At 53.5% G+C, this 12,106-nt stretch carries 12 protein-coding genes; 5 read left to right on the forward strand and 7 right to left on the reverse strand.

The genetic code is table 11. The annotated features are described in order from the left end of the window. Window positions 1-85: 85 nt before the first annotated feature. On the reverse strand, window positions 86-1,333 hold the full coding sequence (locus P1U71_RS13880) for a branched-chain amino acid ABC transporter substrate-binding protein (protein ID WP_301106213.1): 1,248 nt from the start codon (window positions 1,331-1,333) through the stop codon (window positions 86-88). Window positions 1,334-1,797: 464 nt separating this feature from the next. On the opposite strand from P1U71_RS13880, the gene P1U71_RS13885 reads away from it, so the two are divergent. Continuing rightward, entirely contained in the window at window positions 1,798-2,190 is a 393-nt protein-coding gene (locus tag P1U71_RS13885) for a YbaN family protein (RefSeq protein WP_301106214.1), read from the forward strand. Window positions 2,191-2,200: 10 nt separating this feature from the next. Here the strand turns inward: P1U71_RS13885 and P1U71_RS13890 are convergent, their stop codons facing one another. Then, window positions 2,201-3,586, reverse strand: coding sequence for a PLP-dependent aminotransferase family protein (locus P1U71_RS13890; RefSeq protein WP_301106215.1), 1,386 nt, complete (start codon window positions 3,584-3,586; stop codon window positions 2,201-2,203). A gap of 116 nt (window positions 3,587-3,702) precedes the next feature. Between P1U71_RS13890 and P1U71_RS13895 the strand changes: the two genes are divergently transcribed. Next, the gene (locus P1U71_RS13895) at window positions 3,703-4,335 is read left to right on the forward strand and encodes a LysE family translocator (RefSeq protein WP_301106216.1); all 633 of its coding nucleotides are present in this window, start codon (window positions 3,703-3,705) and stop codon (window positions 4,333-4,335) included. On the opposite strand, the gene P1U71_RS13900 is transcribed toward P1U71_RS13895, so the two are convergent. Further along, window positions 4,332-6,146 carry a PAS domain-containing hybrid sensor histidine kinase/response regulator gene (locus P1U71_RS13900; protein ID WP_301106217.1) on the reverse strand — a complete coding sequence of 605 codons (1,815 nt, stop codon included), beginning with the start codon at window positions 6,144-6,146 and terminating at the stop codon, window positions 4,332-4,334. The genes P1U71_RS13895 and P1U71_RS13900 overlap by 4 nt on opposite strands. 12 nt (window positions 6,147-6,158) lie before the next feature. After that, a complete protein-coding gene (locus tag P1U71_RS13905; protein WP_301106218.1) occupies window positions 6,159-7,178 on the reverse strand; it encodes a TAXI family TRAP transporter solute-binding subunit in 1,020 nt (339 codons plus the stop codon). A 146-nt stretch (window positions 7,179-7,324) separates the two neighbouring features. On the opposite strand from P1U71_RS13905, the gene P1U71_RS13910 reads away from it, so the two are divergent. Beyond that, complete coding sequence (locus tag P1U71_RS13910; protein ID WP_301106219.1) at window positions 7,325-8,185, forward strand: alpha/beta hydrolase; 861 nt, start codon at window positions 7,325-7,327, stop codon at window positions 8,183-8,185. A gap of 9 nt (window positions 8,186-8,194) precedes the next feature. Then, window positions 8,195-8,827 carry a LysE family translocator gene (locus P1U71_RS13915; RefSeq protein WP_301106220.1) on the forward strand — a complete coding sequence of 211 codons (633 nt, stop codon included), beginning with the start codon at window positions 8,195-8,197 and terminating at the stop codon, window positions 8,825-8,827. 18 nt (window positions 8,828-8,845) lie between these two features. Here the strand turns inward: P1U71_RS13915 and P1U71_RS13920 are convergent, their stop codons facing one another. Further along, window positions 8,846-9,256 (reverse strand): VOC family protein, encoded by a 411-nt coding sequence (locus P1U71_RS13920; protein WP_301106221.1) that lies wholly within the window; start codon window positions 9,254-9,256, stop codon window positions 8,846-8,848. 97 nt (window positions 9,257-9,353) lie between these two features. On the opposite strand from P1U71_RS13920, the gene P1U71_RS13925 reads away from it, so the two are divergent. Continuing rightward, on the forward strand, window positions 9,354-9,764 hold the full coding sequence (locus P1U71_RS13925; RefSeq protein ID WP_301106222.1) for a lipocalin-like domain-containing protein: 411 nt from the start codon (window positions 9,354-9,356) through the stop codon (window positions 9,762-9,764). Window positions 9,765-9,782: 18 nt separating this feature from the next. Here P1U71_RS13925 and P1U71_RS13930 read toward each other — a convergent pair whose 3' ends face one another. Further along, window positions 9,783-10,574, reverse strand: coding sequence for an enoyl-CoA hydratase-related protein (locus P1U71_RS13930; protein ID WP_301106223.1), 792 nt, complete (start codon window positions 10,572-10,574; stop codon window positions 9,783-9,785). 80 nt (window positions 10,575-10,654) lie between these two features. Continuing rightward, window positions 10,655-12,106 (reverse strand): translocation/assembly module TamB domain-containing protein (locus P1U71_RS13935; RefSeq protein ID WP_301106224.1); only part of this gene is annotated, 1,452 nt, incomplete at its 5' end.

Consider the following 12,106-nt stretch of genomic DNA (forward strand, 5'->3'; position numbering starts at 1 on the left):
AGGATGTGACCGGATCTGCGTCCGGTTTAAAAATAACTGGCCGGATCTAAAGTCCGGCCAGTATTTTATCAGTAATGTCGCCTGTTTAGGAGGGACGTTCCATCTTGCAGCCCAACGGCGGAATTGCCGCATCCTCGGCGGAAACCGTCGTTTCGGTTACCAGGCCGTAACCTGAATTATCCGCATCAAGGACAACATTTTCGTCCGTATGAACAGAGATATATACCGGCTGGATCAACTGGTGATCTTCTGCCCGCATGTAGACTTTATCGCCTTGCATGGTGGTATATTCCATTCCTTCGAGCTGTTTGGCAACAGCAACCACATCCGTGCTGCCCGCCTGCTCCATCGCCATAGCCAGCATCGAGATAACATTGGCAATACGGAACTGGGAAATATCACTATCCGGATATCTTTCCTTAAAGGCCATGTGATAGGCCTTGTATTCATCCGTAGGCGGAGGATTTACCCGACCTTCATGAACGAGGCGGATCTTGTCCTTGCCTGCCGCGCCGATGGTTTTCGTAATACCGTCATTCGCCGCATAGTAAGTGTAAACCGGCGCGTCGATACCGGCATCACCAATCGCCTTGGCAAGACCGACCATATCCGCACCCCAGTTACCTGTGATAACGGCACCCGCTTCGGAGGCCCGGATCTTCGTTGCATAAGGCGTGAAGTCTTTCACTTTTCCGATTGGATGCAACTCATTACCAACGATCTCGATGTCCGGGCGTTTTTCGCCGAGGAACTTAACGGCGGCTGCCGCCACGGCCTTTCCGAAGGAATAGTCCTGACCGATAATGTAGACCTTCTTGATATCTTCTCGTGCCGCAATGGCATCCGTCAGCGCGCTCATCTTGATATCGGCATTGGCGTCAAAACGGAAATGCCAGAAATTGCAGTCCTCGTTCGTGAGCGCGGGATCGACAGCCGAATAGTTCATGAACAATACGCGCTGCTCAGGATTGCGCTCATTATTCTTCTTAATGGCATCGGTAAGCGCGTGGGCAACACCAGAGCTGTTACCCTGGACGACGAAATGAATTCCTTCGCCAATGGCCCGCTTTAACTGAACCAGGCTTTCCTTGGGGCTGATCTTGTTGTCGAAGCCAACAACTTCGAACATCTGTCCACCCAAGACGCCCCCCTTCTGGTTTACCAGAACGTCGGCAGCAAACTGATATTGATTGTATCCATTCGTACCAGTGGCCGCGAACGGACCGGACAATGGATCAATAAAAGCAATTTTGATGGTATCCGCCGCCTGTGCGGTGAATGCAGAAAGCGCCGCAAAAGCCGCACCTATAAGTATCTTCGATTTGAGTTTCAATTCATCCTCCCAGAACTAAATTGAGTTATTTCTTACGTTCGCGCCGCATTCCCATTATAATTTATTCGATCGGAAAGGACGATAACGCCAAAAGCAAAGTGATTGCTTTCTACTTAAGGCTTTATGAAAGACCAGATTGTCCTCAAGATCAAATAAATTTTCCATATTATTATGAAATCAATTTAGGTAAGGGATGTTATTTAGTGTGGCGGTGTCAACGAATAAGCGTCGCCGCAGAAATATTCAAGAAAACAAATATATATGAGAATTAGCGGATTTCTAAGATAAAGAACGCCTTTTGAGCGCCTCTATCTTTTCAACTGATGATAATTTTAGGGAAACTTTCGCTCTTACGGAGGCACCGTTTATTTTTAATCGGGCTTTCATATTTTCGGTTATATTTCCCATAGCGATGTACTGATTCACCTGTACAAAGAACTGATTCACAAAAGAAAGCCTGGCGGATGACGGCCCATACGAAAAAAATTGTCCTGCTGCTGATTGGCTGGCTGTTCGTCATTATCGGGGCGATCGGGGTATTCCTGCCGGTCCTGCCGACAACTCCTTTTTTGCTTATTTCCCTCTGGGCCTTTTCCCAAAGTTCCGAGCGGTTTCACGACTGGCTGTATAATCACCGGATATTCGGCCCGCCATTGCAGGACTGGTCGAAATACGGGGTGATACCGCTCCGTGCCAAGATTATCGCGCTATCTACCATGGCGATAAGTGCGACGCTGGTTATTCTGTATTCAAGCACTCCCTGGTATGGTCTTGCCGCCATGATTATTCTGATGGGGATCGGTGCTGGCTTTATTCTCTCCCGGCCCAGCCGCCCAAAAGAAAAAGAAACGCCGTAAGCCCCCTATTTTACACCATCATGAGCGGTGAGTTTTCATGGGTGAGCAAGGTCGCCAGACGCTCCAGCGCTTTCACCAGCCTGTCTTCGCGCGGTTCCGCCATCAGGCATATCCGGACATGATTTACCTCAACCGATTTGTTCACGGCGAAGCTATCGCCCGCCACAACGACAATATTCTCTCGCCGCGCGGAGGAGACAAAGCCGGACATTGACTGCTCGCCGGGCAACCTGATCCATATATGGGAGAGTGGAGAATGTGACGGTGAGAGCGGCCTCTCAAGCCAGCGTCCCAATATGTCATGCGCCAGTTTCTCCCGCCGATGACAGATTTCAATAAGCTGCCGTCCCTGTTCCGCAACCTGTCCGGATTGGAAAAGGAAGTTCGCCATATCCATGATCAGAGGCGACGTCATCCAGTTCATCGTCGTCATCTTCGTCGCCAGCCGCGGCACCAGATTATCCGGAGCCACCATATAGCCCAGACGAAGCGCCGGGCTCATCACCTTGGAACAGGTGGTGAGAAATAACGAAATATCCGGTGCAAGATCGCGATAAGTTGGAAGCCCCCAATCTTGAAGGGGTGCATACACCCCGTCCTCAACAATGGCGACGCCATGACGGCGGGCGATATCAACAATCTGTTTTCGCCGGGCCAGAGGCTGGGTGGTCCCCGTCGGATTATGGTTGGTCGGCACAGTCACCAGTATTTTCACATTACCCCGCCGGCAGATATCCGCGAAAGCCTCCGGAATCATCCCCTCATCATCCATCGCGACAGGCGCCAATCGCAAGTCCTGCTCATAGGCGGCGGCGCGAATACCGGGATAGCCAAGGGCTTCCGTCGCCACTGTCTCCCCGGCATTTGCAAGAGTTGCCATCGCCAGATAGAGGCCGGACTGGGCTCCCTGAGTGATGATAATGTTTTCTAGCTCGACAGATTGAAGCATGATCGATAGCCAGCCTGCCGCAGCTTCCCTGTCGCGTGGTCGCCCGCGGCTGTCTGAATAGGAAAAATACGCCCCCGGTTCGTTCCGCCGAAACAGACGCTGCGCCGCATCCCGCAGTCGATTTTCCGTATCTTCATGAAAATAGCTGTTTTTCGACAGATCCGTCAGGCCACGCTGCCCCTCGCTCCAGCTTTCCTCCGGAAATATAGCACCTTTGCCGATCGCCGCCTCATCACGCGGAGTCCCGTACACAAAGGTTCCCTGCCCGATCCGTCCGTAGCAAACCCCTCGCCTTTCCAGTTCGGCATAGGCGCGGCTTGCGGTTCCTATTGAGCAGCCATACTCATAGGCAAGATCCCGATGAGTCGGCAACCGGTCACCCGGCTGATACTGCCCATCCTCTATCTTCTGGATAAACAGCGCGACAATTTCCTCGAATTTCTTCATCCGGATCCCTTAAATTGTCATTGAGACAATATAGCATTTGACGGAGACATTATTATAACAATATTGAGACAATGTAAATTGTCTTGATATTCCTTTTGCAGCTCGCAAGGTGTCCCATGGATTACGGAAAAATGGCTTTGGTCGCGTTGTTCGCCATGTCAATGGTGGGCTCACCGGGTCCTGTGAATATGCTCCTGATGGCGTCGGGCGCCAATTTCGGTTACTGGCGCTCGTTTCCCTTCCTGATCGGTAGCATATCGGGGTTTTTGCTTGTCTGCATAGCGACTGCGCTGGGGCTTGGCACGTTGTTTACGACCTCCCCCGTCTTACAGCTTGTCTTCCTCGGCGCGTCGCTTTTTTATATCCTGTATCTCGCTTATCGCGTGGCGACCGCCAATCCGACACTTGCCGAGAGTTCAGACAGGCCCGGCTATCTCGCCGGGTTGATTCTGCACCCCCTTAACCCGAAGGCCTGGGTGACGATTGTCGCCGCCTTTTCACAATTTGTTACGCCGGGGGAAAGCTATTTGGCACAGGTCATCATCATCATTCTGATATTTCTTTTTGTCAGCCTGCCGTTTAATTCCCTGTGGTGCTATGGCGGCAATCTGTTACGGCGGCTGGTCACGTCGCACCATATCCTGCGGGCGATTAATATCACGCTGGCCTTTCTGATGCTTGTGACCGTCGGGCTTGCGCTGTTTCAGGCGGATGTTTTAAAGCCCCTGCTCGCCTCGCTGCCGGCTTAACCCGCTTCTGCGAGGCGTAACGTCCGTTCGGGCGGGAATATCACGGTGCAGACTGTGCCAACCCCGACCTCACTTTCCAGGGTGAAGCGCCCACCGTGAACTTCGCACAGCATCTGGACAAGCGTCAGACCGAGACCCGTTCCCTCATTATTGCGGGCATAGTTGGTTTGCACCTGACCGAAACGATCAAGCACCCGGGGAAGGTCCTTCTTTTCAATTCCGATGCCGGTATCCTCAACCCGAAGGGTGATTCCGTTATCCGGGCGGATTTCAACACCGACTGTCACGGTACCATCCTGATTAGTGAATTTAACTGCGTTGGAAACAAGATTTGCAAGGATTTGCTTGATACGGGTCTCATCCCCGATAAATACAGGGACATTTTTGGGAAGTTCCGTCAGTAGGCTGACACCAGCCTCTGCTGCACGGACCGACAACATACGAAAGCAGGATTGTATCACCGAAGCGAGATCAATTTTCCGCTCCGATAATTGCAGCTGACCCGCTTCGACCTTCGCCACGTCCAGCACATCATTAATCAGGCCAAGAAGATGGCGACCCGCGCCATGAATATCGGTTGCATATTCCTTGTAGTTCGGATGGCCAAGCTCGCCAAAAGCCTCGGATGTCAGCAGTTCGGAAAATCCGATAATGGCGTTCAACGGCGTCCGCAGTTCATGGCTCATATTGGCAAGAAATTCTGACTTAGCCCGGTTCGCCAACTCGGCCATTTCCTTGGCCTTACGCAGGTTCACCTCGGCCCGCACGCGGTCGTTCATATCTGACAACGTACCTTCGAGATAAAGAAACTTGCCATTATCATCAAAAACACCATGGGCATTAATCGCCCCCCAGGTAACGGAACCATCTTTCCGTCGCCACTGGTAAATTTCATCAATCAGATACTGGCGTTTGCAAAGCAGCATATAGTGCTTTCGGGCCAGGTTGTGGTCGAGATACACATCTTCCTGCAGAGAGGAAATGCTTTGTTTCAATTCCTCGGCGGAACTATATCCCAGAAAAGAGGCCAGCGCCGGGTTGACATCGATAAGGGAACCGTCATTGTTGACTTGGAAAATACCTTCCGTCGCGTTTTCAAAGATACGTCTATGCTTGAGCTCACTCTGCTCCAGCGCAACAGCGGACGCCCGCCGACTATAAATATAATAGATCAGCACCGCCGCAAGCCCCGCAAGACCAATCAGGACGAGCAGGACGGCATCACGGAAAACACTGACTTTTTCTGCCTGTATCCGCAGAAGCTCCACGGCGGCGTTATTTGACTGCGCATGCAGACTATCCGCTTTGAAAAGGGCCGTGCGCCCTCGCTCCAGAGCCGCTGTCAGGACAATATCTGACGTCGGTGGCAATCCGCCGATCCCGTTTTGCAGCCAGCCTTCAAGATCAAACAGCGCGGGCCTTAAGACGCCATAAATGGCCGCCGTTCCAATCAGGTTATCGAAGCCGTATTTTACGCGCTTTTGTTCCAGAACAATGCTGACTTCCTGCAGCTTATGTTGGACCGTCTCGATACTTCTTGCCCGCTCTTCACCGTTCGTAATTTTAGTGACGGCAACAATCTGGATAATATCTTCGATATCGAAAAGGATCGACGCCATTGCCTGCGAATCCTCGATAACCTGGAGCGGGATAGATTCCTCGATATCGGAAAGCGTCTCCTGCACATAACGGATGGTTCCGATGACAAACAAGGTCAGCGCCAGGATTGCAACGACATAGCTGTTCTGTCGTTTGAGCAGCCCTTTATAGCTGATTTTTTCGGCTTTGCGGGATTTTGGGGAAGCTATCATTTTCGACTACACTCAGTTCGTCCTGGCATTGGCGACATTTTCCCGGATTTCCCGATAAAATTTCTGGGCCCCCGGATGCAGGGCGACACTCATCGACGCAAAAGCCGTTCCCAGAGAGATTTTGGACAGCTTCGGATGAAGTTTCATTTTCTGGATTGCCGGCAGGTTACGCCAGAATCTTTTGGTGACCTCATAGACTTCCTTCTCGCTCTGCTTTCTGTTTACGATCCAGAGTGCAGCCACACCCAGCGTGCGCACGGCCTCGAGGCCATGATAGCTCCCCTCCTGTATGACGGTTGTTGAGAAAAAAGTGTTTTCCCGGGTCAGCATTGTTGCCGTCGGGCCGTCAATTGGCACGAGGGTGATCAGATTTTCATCGCTGAGTTCTGCAATCGCTTTCGACGGACTGCCCGCAACGAGGAAGAAAGCGTCCAGTTCCCCGGCGCGCATTTTCTTGATGGCATCGGCCGCCTTGATATATTGCGCCTCGATCTCGCTTTCCCGGACGCCAAAGGCATCCAGAATCAGCCTTGCATCGACGAGCGTGCCGGAGCCCGGATCGTCAAGAGACACGCGATGGCCGCGCAAGTCGCTAACGCTCTCGATACCAGCGCCCTTGCGGGCAACAAGATGGATATCCTCCTGATACAGGCTGGCAATTGCCGTGATATCCTGAAACGGCCCGCGATCCTTGAAAATGCCGGTTCCCGTTCGCGCCCAGTAAACGATATCGGACTGCGACAGACCGCTTTCGATCTTGCCTGACTGGATGTCCTCGATATTCGAAACCGACCCGTTCGCCGTCTGGGCGACCGACAAGAGATAAGGCACGCCGCAGGGATCGGGCGCGCAGTCCGTTTTATCCATAGGATTTGAAATCGTCCGGGCGATTGCCTTGCCGACGGGGTAGTAGGTTCCGCCGACGCCGCCGGTGCCTATCCGGAACAGGCTGACCTCGTCCGCCATTGCCGGAATACTGCCCCCGAACAACACCATACACGCGATAACAATACGCGTAAATTTGAGCCGCATAGTCCCCTGTCCTTTAATTACCGCGAGTTTTGTGCTTTATTTTCACAATCCGTCGACATCAAATGCTCCAATTTCCGATAAACGGTAACATCTGCGAATTAATGAGCGGTAAACAACACTAAATAAGATCAGGATAACGATACGGCATGGCAATAGAAGGTTTGACAGCGCACGAGATTAACGAGTTGAATATTGAATATCTGCCGCGCCATACGGTCCCGGATATGATGCGCTACTTTGACGATGCCGCGCACCGCAGCAAGGCGGCGCGCGAAAGGCTCTCCGGTCACTATGATATCCCCTATGGTGATACGAAATTGCAATGCGTTGATATTTTTCCGGCAGCCCACCCCGGCGCGCCAATCTTTATCTTTATTCACGGTGGATACTGGCGGGCGCAGGATAAAAGTACCTATAGCGAAATAGCCGAACCGTTTGTCAATGCCGGGGCGACAGTTGTTCTTCCCAATTACGATCTTTGCCCCGTCGTGACGATCACCGATATCGTCCAGCAAATGCGCGTGGCGCTCGCCTGGATTTATAAGAATATTGCCGCCTATAATGGCGACCCTGAGAAAATCTTTCTCTCCGGTCATTCGGCGGGTGGTCATCTCACCGGCATGATGATGACAACGAATTGGCAAGCCATGAGCCTGCCCATAGACATCCTGAAGGGCGCGACGCCGCTCAGCGGCCTTTTTGATATTGAGCCCCATCGCCATACGGAACTACAAACGGATATCCGCCTCACCGAGGCGGAGGCGGCAGCCAACAGCCCGCAATATCTCCCCCTCACTGCCCAATGCCCGGTGCTCTGCGCCGTCGGTGGCGGGGAGAGTGCGTCTTTCCACAGGCAATCGAAGGAATTTGCTGAGAAATGCCGTGCGGACAACCTCTTTTGCGAATATTTTGAGCTTGGTACCGACAATCATTTCGATATCACGGACCGGTTGCACAAGGCCGATGATCCGCTCACCCGCGCCCAGCTTAAATTAATGGGCCTATAGGAGACTGATATGGACGCGACATTGATCCTGCTTTCCGTTTTCGGCATCTTTATACCGGCGCTAATGTTGCCCGGGCCGGACTTTATCGGCGTCGTTCGCTCCGCCATGACGGGCGGCACGAAAAGCGGGCTGATGACCTCCCTTGGTGTTTCAATCGGCCTGCTGATGTATGCGAGCCTGAGCCTCCTCGGCCTCTCGGCTATCCTCACGCAGTATGAATGGCTTGCCTGGGCGGTGCGCGTTGCGGGCGCAGGGTATCTGATCTATCTCGGTGTGCGGCTTCTGTTCGTGAAACCCGACGCAACGGAAATAACGCCCACTGAACGCAAGCCTGCGGGCAATCCGCTCTTTTTCGGATTTATGGTCACGCTCACCAACCCCAAAGCCGTCGTCCTGTTCACCAGCGTGTTCGCAACGGCTGTCACGGCGGAGACGCCAAGCTGGCTCCTTCTCCTGATGATTGCGCTGGTTTTTGCAAGCTCCCTTCTCTGGTACACAATCGTCAGCCTGTTCATGTCCTCAAAGCCGGTGATGAACCGCTTCGCCAAGGCCCGCCACTGGATCGAGCGGACCGCCGGTACCTGCTTTATCGCCATCGGCGGCAAGCTGCTGAGCGATGCGCGCAATCCGCTAAGTCCCTGAGTACACGCCTCCCCGGCATCAGAGCGCCTCGGGTGGTCCTTTGAGTTCAACTGTGTTTCCTTCCGGGTCGCTCATATAGAAGGATGGACCTTGCCCGTCCGCGCCGTAGCGGCTTTTGAGCTCGCCCGGATCGATGCCATGGGCGTTCAGGTGGGCGCGGATGGCCTCTGCGTCGAAATTCTCGACCGAAAGGCAGAAATGATCGAGATTGCGGGCCTCTTTCCCGGGCGCCGCCCCGCCCATCCGGCCAAGCGTGCCATCCACCGGCACCAGATCAATGAGTGATGAACCCGCACGAAGTTGATACAGCCCGATTTCTTCCTGCGTTTTCTCCAAACTGCAGCCAAGCGTCTTGATATAGAAATCCATCATCTTCCCGATATCCCTAACCCGAAGGACCAGATGATCGATATGCTTGATTTTGAACATGTCGCACTCCCGTTTGATAAGACGTGATATTACAGCTTTTGCCGCGCCCGCCAAACTGCTACGCTCTTTACATAAGAACAAGAAAAGGAAATTTCCAATGATTACCCGGGACGAATTGATTGGCAGCTGGCGCCTGAAAAGCTGGACAAGCCTCAAGAATGGAAAGCCCGTCGGCTATCCGATGGGAGAGGATGCCAAGGGGCAGATTATCTACAGCAAGGAAGGGCGGATGAGCGGCTTCCTGATGCGGCGTGACTTTGCGGACCAGTCGCGCGAGACAGCGGCCAGTCCCGATATCTGCCTCGCCTACGGCGGCGATTTCCGCGTCGAGGGGGATGAAGTCATTCATGACGTCGATGTGGCGACGGTGCCCTACTGGATTGGTGGACCGCTAATCCGCACCGTGGTTCTGCAAGGGGAGAATGTTCTCCTCAAGACCAAGCCGGAAACGACATCATCGGGCAACACCTATGAGCATCACCTCCTGTGGGAGCGGATAGCCGGCTGACGGCGCGGCGCGCGACCGTTATCGGCCTTTCCAGTCGGGCTTGCGTTTCTCCGCGAAGGCGCGCGGCCCCTCTATTCTGTCTTCGGACTGATACCACGCCTTGAAGGCAGGATAATCCGTCTGATTTCGGATCGCTTCCTCAAGGGATGGCTCATCCACGCTGCGCATCACCGTCTCCTTGGAGGCGCGGATAGCATGCGGGCTACCGCGCAGGATAAGGTCACACCAGCGTTCAATTGCCTCATCCATCGCATAGGGTGCGACAACTTCATTCACAAAGCCAAGTTGCTCCCCCTTCATCGCGTCCACGCTGTCGGCGCTTAAGATCATCCCCATTGCCTTTTTCAACCCGATCTGCCGGGCGAGACGGTGCAGTCCGCCGCCGAGCGCGACCGCGCCAACCAACGGCTCAGGCAGGCCGAAGCGGGAATTTTCCGTCGCCACGATGATGTCACAGGCAAGCGCGATCTCAAACCCGCCACCAAGTGCCACACCGTCAACTGCGGCAATGACGGGCTTGTTCAGGTCGAACCGCTCGATCAGCCCGGCATAGCCATTTTTGGGATAGTCGCGCGCCATCGGATCTTTGCTCGCGGCAATCGCCTTCAAATCGCTCCCCGCGCAGAAGGCGCGCTCCCCTCGCCCGCGCAAAACGCAAATATACTGATCGTCATCCGCTGCGAATGCGTCTAGCGCCCTTTGCATTTCTTCATGCATCGGTTTATGGATTGCGTTCATAACTTCCGGCCGCTCGAACATTATCCGGGTGATATGGTTTTCCGTCGTGACGGAAATGAATTCATAGCTCATGAGGGTCCTCTTCTTGATCAAGTATTTTTTCCACCATCATAGCAAGCGGGGAAAGGATACCTAGCGAAAAAGTAGCGATCCTAATAATCCCATTTCCAGAAGATACCAACGCTGCTATCCGTCGATTGCCCCATCTCGCTCTCCACCGAAATGTTAGGCGTCAATTCTATCTGCACCTTGGCGCGCGTTCCGCCGGACTGGGTCCCCTGGTCAACCCCGACATACACATTATCAGAAACATATTTCCCGACACTCACTTCGGATTCGCCGGTTTGCTCGTTCGTGCTCGCGCTCACAACATCAACACCGAGGGTGTCCCGCACAAATCCCGTAATTCCGCCGCCACTACCGAGCTTGCCGGAAAGAGCCGCGACCGTCTCGGCCAGTTGCACGGCCTCCACCGCTGACAGCTTGCCCGAGGATTTACCGAACAACACCTGCGCCAGCACCTCGTCCTGCGGCAGGCCATCAGGAGAGGAAAAGCTGATTTTCGGGTTCGATGCCGTGCCGGAGATCGTCACGATGGCGGTTACGTTCGACCCGGTATATTGCGCCTTGAGTGACAATTCAGGGTCAATGGTTTTCTCCCCCAGCAGAGCAATTTCACCCTCTACCAGCTTGAAACTCTTGCCGGCAAAGGTGAACTGGCCTCGCACCGGACTGATATTTCCCTCAATCAGGGGTTTGTCCGCCGTGCCGCGGATTGCGAAGTTCCCCTGCCATTCGGAATCGAGGCCCCGGCCACGAATAAAAACGCGGGCGGGCATATGCACATCGAAATCGAGGGAAACCCTCGAAGGTTCTAATTCCTCGACCGCTTCTTCCTTCTGCGCGGCGCCCGGTTTGTTCACTTCCTCATATTTCAGATCAACAACATTCGGAGCGACCGAACCGCCGATATTAATCTCGACATTGCGTGTTGTCGCCTTGCCGTCCACATAAAGATCGCTTGCCGTGCCCTTTAGATCGATATTCCCGTCCGTAATCACGGCAATCTCATCGCGATTAACGACAAGAAGATTGGAAAGCGCCACATTAATATCCACCCGGGGGTCCGTCAGGTTGGCGAATTTGACCGTCCCGGAAGACGTCAACTCCCCGCCCTGGTTATCAATAGCGCTGGCATCAAGTTTCAGCACGTCGCCATCAATGATCTCGGCATTTAGCGCCAGGTCTTTAAGAATAGTGCCTTGCTCAACTTCCTCAAAATAACCGTCACTCAGCCGTGCCTTCCCGGCGATGACGGGATCCGAAATGCTGCCCTCAACAGAGGCATTCGCGATCAGCTGACCTCTCATTTCCTGTGTATCGAGTGCAAGAAGGGGCCATATCTTGTTGATATTACTATCGATCTTTAAATTCAAATTAACCGGTTTATTTTCATCTATCAGGACAGTCTTGTTCTTGAGAGAAATTTCGAATGGAAGCTGACCGGTGACGTCTATGCTGGTTGCCTCCAGTCCTTTTACATCGCCTTGAAAGGTGAGTTGCCCACCCTCCAGCTTTGCGGTCACGATGCTCTCAAATGTCGG

Source organism: Sneathiella sp. (assembly GCF_029233945.1).
In the GTDB taxonomy this organism is placed as follows: domain Bacteria; phylum Pseudomonadota; class Alphaproteobacteria; order Sneathiellales; family Sneathiellaceae; genus Sneathiella.